Source organism: Mycolicibacterium sp. XJ879, assembly GCF_053483935.1.
This window is the reverse complement of sequence record NZ_JBEFTH010000004.1, coordinates 184,133-200,487: the sequence shown is the minus strand read 5'-3', so window position 1 is coordinate 200,487 and position 16,355 is coordinate 184,133. Positions and strand designations below refer to the sequence as shown.

Genomic DNA, 16,355 nt, shown 5'->3' with positions numbered 1-16,355 from the left:
GGTGGGAAACCCTCGGCGACCGACATTGACCCGAGGCCCGGCGTTCCGCACGCCAACGAGGCAGCTTACCCGCGAGCGTCGTCGCAGGTCAAAACGTACTGTGCGGTCCCGCCCGGCTCCCCTCCAAGGCGGGACCGCACAGTGTCCCGGCGGGGCTAGGCGCCCCAGGCGTTGGCGGCGGTGCGGTCGGTGGCCGCGACGTCATCCGCGCCGTCACGAACCGCATTGCCCAGGTTGAACAGGATGTCGTTGAGCGCCCCGGCCGCCTGCTCCCAGCGGCTCTGCTCGACGCGGTAGGCCTGCGCGGCCTCACGTGTCCAGACCTGCTGCAGCGGCGCGATCTGGGCGCGCAGATCGTCGAGCGCCGCGTTCAGCCGCGCTGACGTGGCATGGATCTCCTGCCGAACCGTGTACTCGATCTCACCGAAGTTGTACGCAAGCGTGTGGTCCATGGCTCACAACTCCGTGCCGACGGCGCCGAGCCGCTGGGAGTGGCTCTCGCTGGCGTGGACCAGCGTCTGCCGGTTCTGCCGGATGGTCTCCGCGATCCGCGCGAGCGCAGTGTGCAGCTTGAGCGATTCGGTGTTCCACCGGTCCACCACCTCCCTGAACCGGGTGGCGGCCACACCGCCCCACACCGACGGCGGCACGCTGCTCATCCGCCCGATGAACGACTGCAGAAACGCCCGGATCTCGTCGTTGCGCGCATCGGTCTTGTCGGCGACCGCGGCCATCAGGTCGAAGTCGGTGGTCAGTGCACCGCCTGCAGGTGTGGTCATGGGCTTCCTTTCATCGTGCCGTTATCAAGTTGGACGCAGCGGCGGCCCGTTCGGTTCCATCGTCCGGGCAACTTTTTTCAGTGCACCGCGTGGGCGCTGCGGATCGCCTGGTCGCACGCCTTACGCACCAGATGCTCCTGTCCTGTCGGGCTCTGGCAGCCGATCGCGATGCGCACGATCCCGTCGACCAGCACCGCCCAGGCGACCGTGTGATCTTGTCGCACTTCTCGATATGTCACCGCGTTGCGGTCGGCGCGGTGATCGGCGGCATTGAAATCGACGAAGACGCCGGGGGTTTCGGCGTCGAGCGCCGCCCGCAGCATGGTTGCCGTCACCTCGAGACGTTCGTCGGGCACCGCGATCGACTGCGTCAGGTGCACGGCGACATCGTCACGCGATGGGGACGCGATCTGCACCCGCGCAGATCCCGGACCGGTGGTGACATGTTGCACGGTCCAGTCGGCAGGCACCACCATGCCCACCCGGCCCTCCACCAACCACGCTGTCGGCGAACCTCCAGTAGTTCCGCCGAGCAGGGCCGCCGCCGCTATGGCAGCCGCGCCGACGAGGACCACCGCCACCCAGGGGCGACGTCCGCGACGCGCCTTGGCAGGCGGGGCAGCGATTCGCCTGGACCGCAACACTTCCCGTCGCAGCGCGTCCTCGTCGACCTCAACGACCTCGATTCCGTCGCGCCGCAGCCGGCCGACGATCGCGGCGTCCGGGGCGTCGATGAGCACGACGGGCGACGCGCCGACCGCCGAGACGACCGCCTCCGCCGTCGCGGCCGCGTCGCCGTGATGTGCGACGACGATTGCGCGCGCATTGGGGTGGGTGACGACGACGAGGTCACCTGCCAACTCGACGATCGTCGGTCGCCGCGGAGCGGCCACTGCGCACAGCAGTTCGGTGCGCGGTAAAACGACGACGTCTTCGGCGACGGCCTGGGCCGCCTCGCGCACCCGGTCAGTGCGCGCCGACGGCCACCACGTCGGGCAGATCACCACCAGCGGGCCGGCCTCCTCACCGGCGGCCGTCCGCATGACATCCTGCCACAGTTCCTGCACCGCCACCGGTCGGTCGTCCAGCAGTGCGATGTCGTCGTCGATGCACTCCAGTGCCGTCGAAACCCATTCGAACGGAATGCTATTGGGGCCGCGGATGCGGCGGGGTCCGACCTCGAGAACGGTTTCGGTCACGGTGGCTCGACCCAGGCGACCTGGATGAGCTGATGCGCATCGGCGCGGCTGATCAACGTGGCCCTGCCCGGCGGTAACGGTGCCGGTCGAACCGCGCCGAGCAGCGCACCCTCCTCCGGGTCCGCGCTCAACATCAACCCGGTGCAACCCGGTTCGCGCAGCCGGGCCAGTACCGGGTCGAACATCGCCCGCGCGGCACCGCTGGACCGTCGCGCGACGATGACGTGCAGACCCAGATCCTTAGCGTGCGGTAGCAGGTCGGCAAGCGGTGCCAACGGGTTTCCGGTGGAGGTGGCGACCAGGTCGTAATCGTCGACGACGACATAGATCTGCGGGCCCGACCACCACGACCTTTCCCGCAACTGTTGCTGGGTGACGTTCTCCCCCGGCATTCGTCCCTCCAACCGCGACAACAGCGACCGCATGCGCGATGCGAGCACCGCCGAGGACGCCGCATATCCGGCGAGGTGCTGCGTTTCCACGACGCCGAGCAGCGTGCGGCGAAAGTCGACGATCTCGATCTGTGCTTGCTCGGGGCTGGCGCCGCCGATGATCTGCTGACACAGCAGGCGCAGCACCGACGTCTTACCCGACTCGGCTTCACCCAGCACCAGCAAATGTGGCTGCGCGGCAAGATCGAGTGTTACCGGCTGCAATTCACGCTCGCCCATGCCGATGAGAACGTGCGGCGGCATTGGAGGTGCCTTCGTCCGCGTGATGAGATCAGCCAGCTTGATGCGGCCGGGCAGCAGTTCCACCGTCGGTGCGCGGCGTCCGCCGTAGCGGCGCTGCAACCGCTCGACCCCGTCCCAGCGGGGCAGCGCAAGCAGCATTTCTTTACCGTCGGCCGTGAGACCGCGCCCTGGCCCCGCCGCACTGAGTTGGCGGGCGAGCTTGCGGTCCATCTCCGATTCGGCAGGCTCGCCGAGCCGCAACTCGATGCGCGTCGCGATCTGATCTTTGAGCCCGGGCCGCAACTCGGGCCAGCGCGAAGCCGTCACGACGACGTGGACACCGAACGAGAGACCGTTCGCGGCAAGGGCGGTGATCGGCGCCTCGAGCGTGTCGAACTCCTGGCGCAAGGTGGCCCAGCCATCGACGATGAGGAAGACGTCGCCGACCGGATCCGCCTTCGCGATAGTGTCACCGGCGGCGCGTCGGGCCCGGTCCTCCCTGGCGCGGACGATGGACTGCATGACCGCGACCGTGCGACGGCACAGATCGACATCCCGTCGTCCGGCCACTGATCCCATGTGCGGCAGATCGCGCAATGACGACAGGGTTCCGCCGCCGAAATCCAGGCAGTAGAAGCCGACCTCGGCCGGATCGTTGGCCTCCGCCAGCGCCAGGATCATCGTGTGCAGCGCCGTGGACTTACCGGACCGCGGCGCCCCGACGATCGCCACGTTGCCCGCGGCGCCGGACAGGTCAACGGCCAGCACATCGTGACGTTGCTCAAACGGCCGGTCCACCAACCCGATCGGGACCTTCAGCCCACGAACCCCGCTGGAGAGGAGCCGCTCGAGTGGCGGCGAGGTGGTCAGCGGCGGCAACCACACTTGGTGTGCGGCGGTGCCGCGCCCGCCGACGCGGTCCAATACCGTGTCCAGCACGGTGCGTTCTTCCCGCGGTGTCGGGTTCTTTGCCGCGGTGGGCAGAAGGACCGGTGCCGCGGTGAACGGTCGCGGCAGCAGCGGTTGCTCGCAATCGGCGCCGGGCGCGGCGGTGATGCCGGATACGAACGCGGTCTGAAACCGGGTCAGATCCCCCGCTGCGGTCTTCAGATACGCCGCGCCGGGACTGCCCGGCAGGTGGTAGGCGTCGGGCAACCCCAGCACCGCGCGCGATTCGCCGGCCGAGAACGTCTTGAGGCAGACCCGGTAGGAGAGGTGGGTTTCCAGACCGCGTAACCGGCCTTCGTCGAGGCGCTGGCTGGCCAGCAGCAGGTGCATACCCAGCGAGCGGCCGAGTCGGCCGATCGCCACGAACAGCTCAGCGAAGTCGGGGTGTTGGCTCAACAGTTCGGAGAACTCGTCGACGACGATGAACAAGACGGGCAACGGCGGGTGTGCTGCCCCTTGTGTTCGGGCGCGCTCGTAGTCGGCGACATTCGCGAATCCGCCTGCGGCCCGCAACAACTCCTGGCGCCGGTGCATCTCGCCGGCCAACGCATCGCTCATTCGGCTGACCAGGTGCGCCTCGTCGGCGAGGTTGGTGATGATCGCCGCGACGTGCCGCGCCCGCTCCATTCCAAGGAATGTCGCGCCGCCCTTGAAGTCCACCAGCACCAGGTTCAGCACCTCGGGTGAATAGGCCGCGATGGCGCCGAGGACCAGCGTGCGCAGGAACTCCGATTTGCCCGAACCGGTTGCGCCCACGCACAACCCGTGTGGGCCCATACCGTTGCGCGCGGCCTCGTTGATGTCGAGTCGCACCGGCGATCCGTCCTGTGCGACGCCGATGGGGATGGGCATGATGCGCCCGCTTCGGGTCGACGCCCATCGCCGCTCAGGGTCGATGCGGTGCGGATCGTCGATGCCCATCAGCTCCAACCAGTCGCGGGCCGCGTTCGGGCCCGCCTGGGAGTCACTGAGGCGATACCGCGCCAACCGTCGTGCACACGTCGCGGCCTGGCTCCGCGTCAACGAATCAGCCCGCGACATACCGTCGACCGGCAACCGCAACCCGGTCACGCTGAGCGTCGCGCCGGCCGCCACGACGGTGACCGACCCGTCGAGCGGAACCCGGTCGAACCCGGCCGTCGGCGCGCCGTCGACGATCACCACGGCCCAGCGTGACGTCACCGCCTCCACCGCCTCCCGGAGGCTGCCGTAGACCAGTCGCTGCGGGCCGACGGCGTCGACCTCGCGGTGATGCTGATGGTGTGGCAGCCATTTCAGCCACTCCCACTGGTGACGGGTATCCGGACCGACCACCGCGGCGACGGCGAGAACGTCGGGTCCGTGGGCCACCGCAAGCTGGCAGACCATCGCCCGGATCAACGCGCGGGCGGCGTCGACGTCGCACTCGACAGTTACCGCGGCGTGCTCGGGTAGTGCCACGACGACGGGCACCTCGGCGAGCATCGACCGCTGCTCGATCAACCGGTGCATCGCGTCCACGGTGACGGGGTCGTGCTGATCGGACGGCCCGAGCGGCGGCGCCACCAACACGGTGCTCAGCGGCTGATCGCCGATCCCGACCCGCACGTGGCCGAAGTCCGCGTCGTGTCGGCGACGCTCCCACATCCGCGGGCCGCCCACCAGCGTCCACAGCGCTGAAGGGTCAGGGTGGCTTTGCCACAGCGAAAGGTGCTGGGCCTCGGCGGCTTGCGCGATCGTGGCGTCGAGCGTGTCGAGGTAGCGCAGGTAGCTCTTGCGGCCCTCGTTGATCTCGGCGGAGCGGTTGGCGCCGCGCGCGCCGTAGGCGACGGTGCCGAGCACCGATACCAGCATCATCACCGGGAAGAACAGAAACATCGGGTTGCGGGCAGACGCCGCACCGGACGTGAAATAGAAGGCCATCATCCCGACGGCGGCCACCAGCATCGCGAGGGGCATCAGCCGGGTAAGCGGGTTCACCGGAACCACCTTGGGCACCGGCGGCGGGGCCTCGACAGCCAGCTCACCGGACACCGTCGGCGGCACCGAAAGTCGTGCTTCGCGGACGAATTCCATCAAACAGTTGGACGCTGGGAACGGTGTTTCGGTTCCATCCACAGCGCACAGAATTGGCGCGCGATCGCACCCGGCAGCGGGGTTACGGTGACTGCGGGCGGGAAAATTCCGGGGGTCGCGATGCGAAATGCACTATGTCGATTGACCGTTGCGCATGATCGGGGCGACACCTTCCACGAGGTGGATCTCGCGCTGCCCCGCAGCATTGACGTGTGCGCGCTGATGCCGTCGATCGTGGAATTGGCACACGGTACGACCGCTGCGGTCACCGGCATCGGGTGGCGGCTCCTCCACGTCGACGGTCAGCCGCTCGACCAAGCGATGACTTTGGACGAGAACGACGTTGACGACGGAATCACGCTGCTGCTCACCGCGGCCGTGCCGCCGAAGCCGGTGTGGCGACCCGGTGACGTCAGCCAGATCGCGGTGCAGCACGCCGACATCGACGAGCGGCCACCACGATTACCGGCGGCCGGTTGTCTGGTCGCGGCGGTTGCCGCCGCCGCAGCGCTCGGATGGACGGCGACCCCCGAGGGGCTGGTCACAAGCGCGGGCCTGACCGTGGTCACGGCGCTGGTGGCGGTCCTGGCGGACCGGGCATACGTCGACGGCGCGCTGGCTGCGACGCTGAGCGTGGCGGCTGTATTGTTCGCCGCTGCAACGGGATTCGCGGCCGTCCCTGGCGCCCCTGGTGCCGCGCACGTATTGCTGTCGGCTGCGGCCGCGTTGTCGGCGGCCGTGGCACTGCTGCGCCTGACACGCTGTGCCACCACGTGGTTGGCGGCGATCGCAACGGTCGCCGTACTGACCGCCGCGGTGACGGGCGTCGCGGTCGGGTGGCACCTGCCCGACGCGACCATCGGAGCGTCGCTGGCCGCCGCGTCGCTCGCTGCCCTGTCTTTTGCGCCGCGCATCTCGATGCTGGTGACCGGTGTCGGTCCGTCACCGCCTGATGCGCCGGTCCCGGACACCGACCGGGTGGGGCAGGCGCATCGGGTGCTGACCGGGGTGATCGTGGGCGCCACGAGCGCTGCGGTGCTGGGCTGCGGGGTCGTCGCGTTCGCGGCGCTGACCGACCGCGCGGCGAAGGTGAGCGCCGCCGCGTTCGTCGCCGTCACCGCTACCGTGCTGCTTCTTCGTAACCGCACGCACGCGGATCGGGCTCGCTGCACCGCGCTGGGCACCAGTGGAGTCGTCACGGCCACTGTGTGCTTCGCGATCGCCGGTGCCGCATTGCCCGGCCACGTCCACTGGCTCAGCCTGCTGGCGGTCATCACCGGTGTCGCCGGGCTGACGCGGCCGGTCAGCCCCGTGACGCAGCGTGTGGTCGACGTCACCGAGTACCTCGCGGTCGCGGCCGTCGTGCCGCTGACCTGCTGGGTGGCCGGCGTCTACGACGCAGTCCGCGCCATGGGGCTGTCATGACGGCGGCGCGGCTGCTGTTGGCGGCGTTGCTGGTCGTGTTTCCGGTGTGCGTGGCGGCGCCGGCCACGGCGGTGACGCCGCCGCCTGTGGACGACTCGCGGCTGCCCAGAGCGGCGTCGCCCGCACCGCCGCAGCCCACCCGGCAGCGGGAGCCGTGTGTGCTGCCCGTACACAGCACCGAGGCCACCACATCGGGCCAACTGGACGACCTTGGGTTGGCGTCGGTTTGGCCACTGACCCGCGGGCGCGGTCAGACGATCGCGGTCGTCGACACCGGGGTGGCGCAGCATCGGCTGCTTCCACACCTGGTCCCCGGCGGCGACTACGTGTCGAGCGGCGACGGCACACAGGATTGCGACGGCCACGGCACGATCGTGGCCGGCATCGTCGGGGCGGCCGAAGAACCCACTTTTCAGGGCGTCGCACCAGACGCGACGATCATCGCGATCCGCCAGTCCAGCACGAAGTTCCGTGCCGTCGACGATGCCTCGGGTTCGGGGTTCGGCAACGTCGACACGCTTGCCATGGCGGTGCGCACCGCCGCCGATATGGGCGCCACGGTGATCAACGTGTCGTCGGTCGCGTGCCTGCCCGCCCAGGACGCGCTCGATGACCGTGCCCTCGGCGCCGCGCTGGCATACGCCGTCGACATCAAGAACGCCGTCGTGGTCGCCGCCGCAGGCAATGTCGGCGGCACCGGACAATGCCCGCAACAGAACCCGGCACAGGCCGGCAGGCCCGATTGGTCCGGTGTGCACGTGGTGGTCAGCCCGGCCTGGTACGACGATTACGTGCTGACGGTGGGGTCCGTGGCACCCAACGGCACCCCGTCGGCGTTCAGCTTGGCGGGCCCGTGGGTCGACGTCGCCGCACCCGGTGAAGGGGTGGTGTCGCTGGATCCCGACGGCGAAGGCCTCATCGCCGAACTACCGGGCGTCGACGGCGCGACGCCGATCGCGGGCACCAGCTATGCCGCCCCGGTTGTCAGCGGCGTCGCCGCGCTGCTGCGGTCGCGCGCACCCGAGTTGACGGCGCGACAGGTCATGCAACGCATCGAGACCACAGCGCGTCATCCCGCTTCCGGATGGAATCCGATTGTCGGACACGGGGTGGTCGACCCCGTCGCCGCGGTGACCGGCGGCCCTGTCTCCGCGCCCCCACCCAGCGCACCCCGCACGGTGTCGATGCCCGCCGCGAACCCACCCGACGAACGACCCGCACACATCGCCGTGCGCGGTGCGGCGATCTGTGTTGCGTTGTCGGGGTGCATCATCGCAGGAGCACGATTACGGCGGCGATCCGATGCTGTCGCGCACGATTGACGCTGCCGCGACGCTGAGTTCGGGACCACGTGGCAGCCTGGCCAGCACCGGCCACGGCGCGGGCATCGCTGCGGCGGTCAGCCCCAGCCGTTTGGCGGCGTCCTCGTCGTGCACACCGAACACCACACCGGAGCCGTCGACGTAGTAGAGCGCACCGGTGCGGGCACCTGCCCCCGTGACACCGGTTGCCCGCACATAGGCGGCGCGACCGCGAGGCAGGTGCACCCGGTCGATCTGGATCCCGGCGCCGTCCGCCTGAGCCAATGTCACTGCCGGGTCGACCGGCAGCGAATCCCCGACCAGCACTGCAGTTTCCGTGGCGTCTGCCGAGCTGGACCATGTCCAGCGCGTGCACAGCACCGGCTCGTCGGCCACACCCCCGCGATCGGGAAACCGCCCGACCGGCAGGTCGTCGACCACCGGCACGGCGCCAATGACGCCCGGCTCGACGGTGGACATCTCGCGGGTGCCCGCGGAGTAGGTCAACCGGATCAGGTCGGCGGCCACCGCACCAATCCGCTGCACACCGTCCCCGAGTACAACGTAGTACTCGGTCGAATCAGCATGCGGCATGCGGAGAACCGTGCCCACCGAAAACCCGTGCAACGCAGCCGGTCCCGGTGTTCCGGCGTCCTCGATGGCGGGGACGGCGAGCTCGGGCACCTCCGGCACCGCGTCGAGCAACACCCGAGGCACGACACGCGGCTCGACACCATCGAGCCGAAGCGCGTGCACCACCGCGGGGTTGCGCAGGTCCACCTTGGCCCGCACCCCGTCGTAGAGCAGATAGGTCGCTGCAGCCCCTTCTCCCCCGGCCACGACCAGCGCGTTGCGCCCCGCATCCAGATGTCCGTCGGCCGCCCCGACGAGCACTGTGGTGGTCGATGTCGCGTCCTGGCAGACCGTCCAGCGGGATTCCGCCAACGTGGCCGAGATGTTGGGTGCACCGGGAATACCCACCAGCGCACTCCTTTTCGCATCGTCGACAGCCGCAGCGTTGACCAGTTCGGGTGTGGCCGCGGTACCCGCGACCAGCCGGGCGGATGCCAGGTTGAGCACCGGATGCACGGTGTCGCCAATCCGCACATAGAGGGCGCCGGAATCGCGGACCATGACGATCGGTGCGGTTCCCAGCGCGCCCCTGGGGCTCAGGAACGCCAGGATCGCGCAGGCGGCGATCGCGATGGCCGCCAACACACAACCGGCGATCAACGAAAGCGACTGTGCGCGTAGTGGATCGTCGAGCATCCGCGCGTCGCCGCGGACCAGGGCATGCGACAGCCGCCGCGTCAGGAAGCGGTGCCCGCTGATCTGCAATCTGTTCGTCGCGTCCCGGACCATGGCTCCCCCGCAACCGAGCCTATCGGCCCGGCGGGTATGCGGCTCGCACCTTTTCTGGCCGCCGAACGTGGATTACCCGCACGCAGTTTTGCCGGCGGACGTGCGTCGACCCCACACTCGGCGAACACCGGCTAGCCGACCCCGCCGCCGCGCACACCTCGCGCGCGGCGTCGTCGATAGGCCGCCACATGTTGGCGGTTACCACAGTTTCCCGTGTCGCAGAACTTGCCCGAGCGGTTTCGCGAAAGGTCGACCAGGACGGCCTCGCAGTCTGGTGCCGCACAGGTTTTGAGCCGACGCAACTCGCCGATGCGGATCAGGTCGGCCAGCGCCATCGCCATCTCGGCTCCCATCCGCTGCCACAGCGGGGCGGAAACCGACGCCAGATGCAGATGCCACTCCGGCATCTCCGGATGCCGCGTCAGCCACGGGGCGGCGTGGGTGTCGCTCAGCAACGCGTTGACCTCGCCGACCACTTTCTCCTCGTCGTCGGCGACCGCCCAGATCGTCGCGAGCCGGTCGCGCAGCCGCCGCACGGCGCGCAGTTCGGCGTCGTCGTGGTCGCGGCGCCCCGTCCAGCCGAAGGTGTCCAGGTAGCTGCTCAAAGCAGCCATATCCGCGAGCCGGTCGCCCGCCACCCGATCGCTGTTGACCAGCACGCAGATGGCCCGCAGCGTGAGCTCGGTGTCATGACTGAAAAGCGTTTGACCCATGATCCCTCTCATCGGTACCGTCATGAGCAAAGTCCACTTTACTCATGACATGCTTTCCCGGAGGTGTAAATGCCCCCGCGCGCGCGTCCGGCCACCGACCACTTCCGGCTCGGCCTGGTACTGGCGCTCACCTCGGCGTTGGCGTTCGGTTCGTCGGGGCCGTTCGCCAAGTCGCTGCTGGACGCGGGGTGGACGCCGACGGCCGCGGTGGTCGCCCGGCTGGCCGGCGGCGCGCTGGTCATGGCGCTTTTCGCGACGCTGATCCGGCCCGGCTGGGTTCGCGAGGCGGCCACGCACCGCAGGGCGGTGCTGGCCTACGGTGTGATCCCGATCGCCGGGGCGCAGCTCTTCTACTACAACGCGGTTGCACACCTGTCCGTCGGCGTCGCGCTGCTGCTCGAGTACACCGCGCCCATCCTCGTCGTCGCGTGGGTCTGGGCCCGGACCCGGCGCAGGCCCAGCAACGGCACGCTGGCCGGCGTCGTCCTGGCTTTCACCGGAATGATATTGGTGCTCAACGTCTTTGCCGGTGCGCACATCAACGTGGTCGGCGTCGGCTGGGCATTGGCGGCCGCCGTATGCGCGGCCTGCTACTTCGTGATGTCGGCCAACGTTCACAGCGACGGCGACGAGGCCGTGCACCCCGTCACCCTGGCCGCGGGAGGTTTGGTCGTCGGCGCCGCCACGGTGTCACTGCTGGGCGCCACGGGCGTGATGCCGCTGACCTTCACCGCCAACGACGCCGTCGTCGCTGGCTGGACGACCTCCTGGCTGGTGCCCGTACTCGCCATGGGTGTGCTGGCCACCGCGCTGGCCTACACGCTGGGCATCCTGGGCATCGCGTTGCTGCGCCCGCGGTTCGCGTCCCTGGTGGGACTTTCCGAGGTGATATTCGCCGTGCTCGCCGCGTGGGTGCTGGTGGGTGAGTCGATCACCGTCACGCAGGCGGTGGGCGGCGCGATCGTGCTCTGCGGGTTGGCGCTGGCCCGTGCAGGCGATCGGTCCGCGGCGGTGGCCGAGGCGACCTGGCCGGACGGGCCGGTCGAGAAGTTGCCGACCACTTCCGATCGTTAGGCCTTCGGCCGTGCGGTATGTGAGTATGGCGGCGTGACTTTGCTGCGCGCGTTGCGCCTGCCCGCGGTCGCCGTCGCCGCCGTCGCACTCATCTGCGCCCCGATACCGTTGGCCATGGCCCAGCCCGGCCCGCTACCGGGGCCGCCGGAACCCGGGCACGGAACCGGAGAAGTACCTGGTCCGTACCCGTCCCCGGTGACACCGACCGCGGTCGCACCGAGGTCGACGTGCGCCGATATCGAGGTGATCTTCGCCCGCGGCACCGACGACACCCCGGGCCTCGGGACACCGGGAACCGCGTTCGTCAACGAGTTGCGCCAGCGGACCGGCGGCCGCAGCGTCACCGCATACGCGGTCGACTATCCCGCCTCCTACGACTTCCTGGCCGCCGCCGACGGTGCGGCCGACGCCACCAACCGCATCGCGGTTCTGTCGCAGCAGTGCCCGTCGACCCGCATCGTGCTCGGCGGCTACTCGCAGGGCGCCGCGGTGATGGACATGCTGGCCGGTGTGCCACCGCTGGGCAACAAGATCGGCTCCATCGGGTCGGCGCCCCCGTTGCCCGGCAGCCTGCAGCGAAACGTCGCGGCGGTCGTGGCGTTCGGCAACCCGGCGGCCAAGTTCGACAATCCGATCACCAGTTCGGTTTTCGCCGGCAGGGCGATCGACCTCTGCAAGGACGGCGACCCGATCTGTTCCGGCGGCCGCAATCCGTTCGCGCACAACGACTACGTCACTTCGGGACTGGTTCAGCAGGCCGCCGACTTCGCCGCTGGCCACCTTTGACCTGAACACCGCGGCCCGCCGATATCATCGGACCCCGTGGAACCCCCTCGTCTTCGCCGACGGTTCATCGGCGCTGCCCTTGCCGCGCTGACCGCCGCGGCCACCCTCGTCGCCCCGACGGTCGCCTCGGCGCAACCCTGCTCGGATGTGACGGTGGTGTTTGCGCGCGGCACCGGCGAACCACCCGGCATCGGGCGCGTCGGACAGGCCTTCGTCGACGCGTTGCGCCCCCAGCTGGGCGCACGGACGTTGTCGAGCTACGGGGTGAACTACCCGGCCAGCTACGACTTCGTGCTGGCCACCGATGGTGCGGCCGACGCGTCGGCGTTCGTCTCGAACATCGCGCAGACTTGCCCGTCGACCCGGATCGTCCTCGGCGGATTCTCTCAGGGGGCGGCCGTGGTCGACATGCTGGCCGGGGTGCCGCCGCTGGGCAACCGGCTTGGCGCGCTCGGGCCCATGCTTCCCGCGACGGCCATCTCGAAGGTCGCCGCGGTCGCGGTGTTCGGCAACCCCGCGGCCAAGTTCGGCAACCCGATCACCAGCTCGGTGTTCGGCGGGCGCGCAATCGACCTGTGCACCGACGGCGACCCGGTCTGCTCGCGCGGTCGCAATCCGTTCGCGCACCGCGACTACACCGCCATGGCACACCAGGCCGCCAACTTCGTCGCAGGTCTGGTGTAAAACCTTTGTCGACGGTCACGTCGATATCTCAGTTATCATCGGCGGGGTGAAATTCGATCTTGTCAGTCGGTGGGGACGTCGCGGAATTCTGCTTGCAGGGGCGGTTGTGCTCGCTGTCGCCGGGCTGATGACCCCGGCAACGATTGGCCACCAAGGGTTGGCGCCTGTTGCCGTCGCGCAGTCCTGCCCGCCGGCGGAGCTCATCTTCGCCCGTGGCCGCACCGAATCCGCAGGGGCCGGGGTGATCGGCAATGCCCTCATCAGCGCTGTGCGCAGCAAGACCGACAAGACCGTCAACCTCTACTCGGTGAACTATCCCGCGGACTATGAGATCGACATCGGCGCCAACGACATGAGCTCACGCATCCAGGACATGGCGGCACGGTGCCCCGACACCCGGCTGGTGCTGGGTGGCTATTCGCTGGGCGCCGCGGTCACCGACGTCGTGCTGGCTGCGCCCATCGCGGCGCTCGGCTTCGACAAGCCGCTGCCGCCGGGGATGGACCGCCATATCGCGGCCATCGCGCTGTTCGGCAATGGCATCGCCTGGGTCGGGCCGATCACGAATTTCAGCCCGCTCTACGGGGAGCGCACGATCGAGCTGTGCCACGGCGCCGACCCGATCTGCAGCCCGGCCGACCCCAAGACCTGGGAGGGCAACTGGCCCGACCACGCCGCGCGGGCCTACATCAACGCCGGCATGGTCAACCAGGCCGCGGACTTCATCGTGGCCCGCATCTAATATCTGCGATTTCGGCGCGCTTATGCCCCCTCAGGGGCCCTGTCCGCGCCGAAATCACTCGCTGAACGCAGGCCGCGGGTCACCTTGGTGCGGGCCTCGAGCTGATCGTCGGGTGGGTAGTCGACGCCGACGAGCGTCAGCCCCTGCGGTGGTGCCGCGGCGAACTCGCTGGAGCGTCGCTGGGCCTTTAACAGCGTTGCGCACCAGGTCGGTTCGCGGCGCTGTTCGCCCACCGCCAGCAGCGCACCCACCAGTGAACGCACCATCGACCAGCAGAACGCGTCGGCGCTGACGTGGGCGGTGACGCGGTCGCCGTCGCGGGACCAGTCCAGCCGCTGCAGGTCACGAATCGTGGTGGCGCCCTCGCGGTGGCGGCAGAACGCGGCGAAGTCGTGCAGCCCCAACAGGTGTCGGGACGCGGCGGCCATCGCGTCGACGTCCAGCGCACGCGGCCACGCCGTCACGAACCGGGCGTCCTGCGGTTCGACGCCGTAGGGCGCCGTCGACAGCCGATAGGTGTAATGGCGCCGCAGCGCCGAGAACCGCGCATCAAAACCCGCTGGCGCCCGGTCGATGTGGAGCACGCGCACGTCGGAGGGTAGGAACCTGGCCAGCCGGCGCACCAACGGAAGGAACTCGCTGTCGCCTTGACGTGGCGTGCGGGGATAAGCGCACGGCAGCGCGTCGGCGGGCACGTCGACGTGCGCGACCTGCCCTGTGGCGTGCACACCGGCGTCGGTGCGTCCCGCCGCGCGCAACCGCACCGGGGTGCGAAACACCGTCGACAACGCGTCGTCGACGACACCGGCCACCGTGCGTTGCCCGGCCTGGGTCGCCCAGCCGGCGAAATCGGTGCCGTCGTAAGCGATGTCAACGCGAAGACGAACGGGCCCGCCACCGTTGCCGATGGCGGGCCCGTCGCTCACGTCACTAGGACTTGTCGTCATCCTTATCGGCTTGCGCCTCGGCGGCCTCGCTCGACTCGGCCTTGGCCTCCTCGACCGACTCGTCCTCGGTCGGACCCTCAGCGGCCTCCGGCTCGACGGAAGCCTGCGGTGCGGCCGCCGCCGCGACCGGCTGCTCGGCCTTGTTCGACGCGCCCACCCGCCGAGCTCGCTCGGCCTCCGAGGTCACCGTCTTCTCCCGCACCAGCTCGATGACCGCCATGGGCGCGTTGTCGCCCTTGCGTGCTTCGACCTTGATGATGCGGGTGTAGCCGCCGTTGCGGTCGGCGTAGAACGGGCCGATCTCGGCGAACAACGTGTGCACCACGTCCTTGTCGCGGATCTTCTTCATCACCTCACGCCGGTTGTGCAGCGTGCCCTTCTTGGCATGGGTGATCAGCTTCTCCGCATAGGGCCGCAACGCGCGCGCCTTGGGCTCGGTCGTCTTGATCCGGCCGTGCTCGAAGAGCGATGTGGCCAGGTTGGCCAGGAGCGCCTTCTGATGCGAGGACGACCCGCCGAGGCGAGGGCCCTTGGTGGGCTTAGGCATTTGAAACCTCAGGCATTGCGAACTCCTATTAGGGATGTGACGTACTAGAGCTGTTCGGTTTCGGCGTAGTCCTGGTTATCCTCCAGGTCGTAGCCGGCGTCGCTGTTCCAGGTGCCGGTGGCGGCGTCGTAGCCGGCGACCTCGGACGGATCAAACGTGGCCGGGCTGTCCTTGAGCGACAGACCCAGCTGGTGCAGCTTGATCTTGACCTCGTCGATGGACTTCTGGCCGAAGTTACGGATGTCCAGCAGGTCGGACTCCGTGCGGGCGACCAACTCGCCCACCGTGTGCACACCCTCACGCTTGAGGCAGTTGTAGGACCGCACGGTGAGGTCCAGATCGTCGATCGGCAACGCGAAGCTGGCGATGTGATCGGCCTCGGCCGGCGACGGCCCGATCTCGATGCCCTCGGCCTCGACGTTGAGTTCCCGTGCCAGACCGAACAATTCGACCAGCGTCTTACCGGCCGACGCCAGCGCGTCGCGCGGGCTGATGGAGTTCTTGGTCTCGACGTCGAGGATCAGCTTGTCGAAGTCGGTGCGCTGCTCGACGCGGGTGGCCTCCACCTTGTAGGTGACCTTGAGCACCGGGCTGTAGATGGAATCGACCGGGATGCGGCCGATCTCGGCGCCCGACGCCTTGTTCTGCACGGCGGGCACGTAGCCGCGGCCGCGCTCGACGACGAGCTCGACCTCCAGCTTGCCCTTGTCGTTGAGGGTCGCGATGTGCATATCGGGGTTGTGCACCGTCACACCGGCTGGCGGGACGATGTCGCCCGCGGTGACCTCACCCGGGCCCTGCTTGCGCAGGTACATGGTGACCGGCTCGTCCTCCTCAGACGAGACGACCAGACCCTTGAGGTTGAGGATGATGTCGGTGACGTCCTCCTTCACCCCGGGGACCGTGGTGAACTCGTGCAGCACACCGTCGATGCGGATGCTGGTGACTGCCGCGCCGGGGATCGACGACAGCAGGGTTCGCCGAAGCGAATTGCCAAGGGTGTAACCGAATCCGGGCTCCAACGGCTCGATGACGAACTGAGAGCGGTCCTCGGCAAGTACCTCTTCGGACAGTGTGGGTCGCTGAGAGATCAGCATGGTGTTTCTCTATCTCCTTCTC

General features: G+C 69.0%; 15 protein-coding genes. 6 read left to right on the top strand and 9 right to left on the bottom strand.

From position 1 onward, the window contains the following. Positions 1-155: 155 nt before the first annotated feature. From ABQF13_RS11485 to eccCa, 4 genes are all read right to left on the bottom strand, one after another. Positions 156-452, bottom strand: a complete 297-nt coding sequence (locus ABQF13_RS11485) for a WXG100 family type VII secretion target (RefSeq protein ID WP_448392865.1) — start codon at positions 450-452, stop codon at positions 156-158. 3 nt (positions 453-455) lie between these two features. Beyond that, a complete protein-coding gene (locus tag ABQF13_RS11480; protein WP_448392864.1) occupies positions 456-779 on the bottom strand; it encodes a WXG100 family type VII secretion target in 324 nt (107 codons plus the stop codon). A 77-nt stretch (positions 780-856) separates the two neighbouring features. After that, positions 857-1,978, bottom strand: coding sequence for a type VII secretion-associated protein (locus ABQF13_RS11475; RefSeq protein WP_448392863.1), 1,122 nt, complete (start codon positions 1,976-1,978; stop codon positions 857-859). Further along, positions 1,975-5,655 (bottom strand): type VII secretion protein EccCa, encoded by a 3,681-nt coding sequence (eccCa, locus tag ABQF13_RS11470; RefSeq protein WP_448392862.1) that lies wholly within the window; start codon positions 5,653-5,655, stop codon positions 1,975-1,977. The genes ABQF13_RS11475 and eccCa overlap by 4 nt, the downstream gene beginning before the upstream one ends. 141 nt (positions 5,656-5,796) lie before the next feature. Here eccCa and eccD point away from each other — a divergent pair, with 141 nt between their 5' ends. Next, the gene (gene eccD / locus ABQF13_RS11465) at positions 5,797-7,080 is read left to right on the top strand and encodes a type VII secretion integral membrane protein EccD (protein WP_448392861.1); all 1,284 of its coding nucleotides are present in this window, start codon (positions 5,797-5,799) and stop codon (positions 7,078-7,080) included. Continuing rightward, positions 7,077-8,402: a type VII secretion-associated serine protease mycosin gene (mycP, locus tag ABQF13_RS11460; protein ID WP_448392860.1), complete on the top strand. Its 1,326-nt coding sequence runs from the start codon at positions 7,077-7,079 to the stop codon at positions 8,400-8,402. Before eccD ends, mycP begins: the two co-directional genes overlap by 4 nt. On the opposite strand, the gene eccB is transcribed toward mycP, so the two are convergent. Then, complete coding sequence (gene eccB, locus ABQF13_RS11455) at positions 8,367-9,743, bottom strand: type VII secretion protein EccB (RefSeq protein ID WP_448392859.1); 1,377 nt, start codon at positions 9,741-9,743, stop codon at positions 8,367-8,369. The two genes, mycP and eccB, sit on opposite strands and share 36 nt — an antisense overlap. A 131-nt stretch (positions 9,744-9,874) precedes the next feature. Next, positions 9,875-10,456: a CGNR zinc finger domain-containing protein gene (locus ABQF13_RS11450; RefSeq protein ID WP_448392858.1), complete on the bottom strand. Its 582-nt coding sequence runs from the start codon at positions 10,454-10,456 to the stop codon at positions 9,875-9,877. A 69-nt stretch (positions 10,457-10,525) separates the two neighbouring features. Between ABQF13_RS11450 and ABQF13_RS11445 the strand changes: the two genes are divergently transcribed. The 4 genes from ABQF13_RS11445 to ABQF13_RS11430 are packed head-to-tail and all read left to right on the top strand — an operon-like array spanning position 10,526 to position 13,742. Further along, positions 10,526-11,530, top strand: a complete 1,005-nt coding sequence (locus ABQF13_RS11445; RefSeq protein WP_448392857.1) for an EamA family transporter — start codon at positions 10,526-10,528, stop codon at positions 11,528-11,530. Positions 11,531-11,563: 33 nt separating this feature from the next. Further along, the gene (locus ABQF13_RS11440) at positions 11,564-12,316 is read left to right on the top strand and encodes a cutinase family protein (RefSeq protein ID WP_448392856.1); all 753 of its coding nucleotides are present in this window, start codon (positions 11,564-11,566) and stop codon (positions 12,314-12,316) included. A 36-nt stretch (positions 12,317-12,352) separates the two neighbouring features. Then, entirely contained in the window at positions 12,353-13,000 is a 648-nt protein-coding gene (locus tag ABQF13_RS11435) for a cutinase family protein (RefSeq protein ID WP_448392855.1), read from the top strand. A 25-nt stretch (positions 13,001-13,025) separates the two neighbouring features. Then, on the top strand, positions 13,026-13,742 hold the full coding sequence (locus ABQF13_RS11430) for a cutinase family protein (RefSeq protein WP_448393132.1): 717 nt from the start codon (positions 13,026-13,028) through the stop codon (positions 13,740-13,742). A 20-nt stretch (positions 13,743-13,762) separates the two neighbouring features. Here the strand turns inward: ABQF13_RS11430 and truA are convergent, their stop codons facing one another. The 3 genes from truA to ABQF13_RS11415 are packed head-to-tail and all read right to left on the bottom strand — an operon-like array spanning position 13,763 to position 16,333. Beyond that, positions 13,763-14,689, bottom strand: a complete 927-nt coding sequence (truA, locus tag ABQF13_RS11425; RefSeq protein ID WP_448392854.1) for a tRNA pseudouridine(38-40) synthase TruA — start codon at positions 14,687-14,689, stop codon at positions 13,763-13,765. Then, entirely contained in the window at positions 14,673-15,236 is a 564-nt protein-coding gene (gene rplQ / locus ABQF13_RS11420) for a 50S ribosomal protein L17 (RefSeq protein WP_448392853.1), read from the bottom strand. The genes truA and rplQ overlap by 17 nt, the downstream gene beginning before the upstream one ends. A 44-nt stretch (positions 15,237-15,280) precedes the next feature. Continuing rightward, positions 15,281-16,333 (bottom strand): DNA-directed RNA polymerase subunit alpha, encoded by a 1,053-nt coding sequence (locus tag ABQF13_RS11415; protein WP_448392852.1) that lies wholly within the window; start codon positions 16,331-16,333, stop codon positions 15,281-15,283. Positions 16,334-16,355: the final 22 nt, after the last annotated feature.

Coding starts and splice junctions, on each gene's coding strand:
- ABQF13_RS11485 (WP_448392865.1), bottom strand. CDS start 452: ATGGACCACACGCTTGCGTACAACTTCGGTGAGATCGAGTACACGGTT.
- ABQF13_RS11480 (WP_448392864.1), bottom strand. CDS start 779: ATGACCACACCTGCAGGCGGTGCACTGACCACCGACTTCGACCTGATG.
- eccCa (WP_448392862.1), bottom strand. CDS start 5,655: ATGGAATTCGTCCGCGAAGCACGACTTTCGGTGCCGCCGACGGTGTCC.
- mycP (WP_448392860.1), top strand. CDS start 7,077: ATGACGGCGGCGCGGCTGCTGTTGGCGGCGTTGCTGGTCGTGTTTCCG.
- eccB (WP_448392859.1), bottom strand. CDS start 9,743: ATGGTCCGGGACGCGACGAACAGATTGCAGATCAGCGGGCACCGCTTC.
- ABQF13_RS11450 (WP_448392858.1), bottom strand. CDS start 10,456: ATGGGTCAAACGCTTTTCAGTCATGACACCGAGCTCACGCTGCGGGCC.
- ABQF13_RS11445 (WP_448392857.1), top strand. CDS start 10,526: ATGCCCCCGCGCGCGCGTCCGGCCACCGACCACTTCCGGCTCGGCCTG.
- truA (WP_448392854.1), bottom strand. CDS start 14,689: ATGACGACAAGTCCTAGTGACGTGAGCGACGGGCCCGCCATCGGCAAC.
- rplQ (WP_448392853.1), bottom strand. CDS start 15,236: ATGCCTAAGCCCACCAAGGGCCCTCGCCTCGGCGGGTCGTCCTCGCAT.
- ABQF13_RS11415 (WP_448392852.1), bottom strand. CDS start 16,333: ATGCTGATCTCTCAGCGACCCACACTGTCCGAAGAGGTACTTGCCGAG.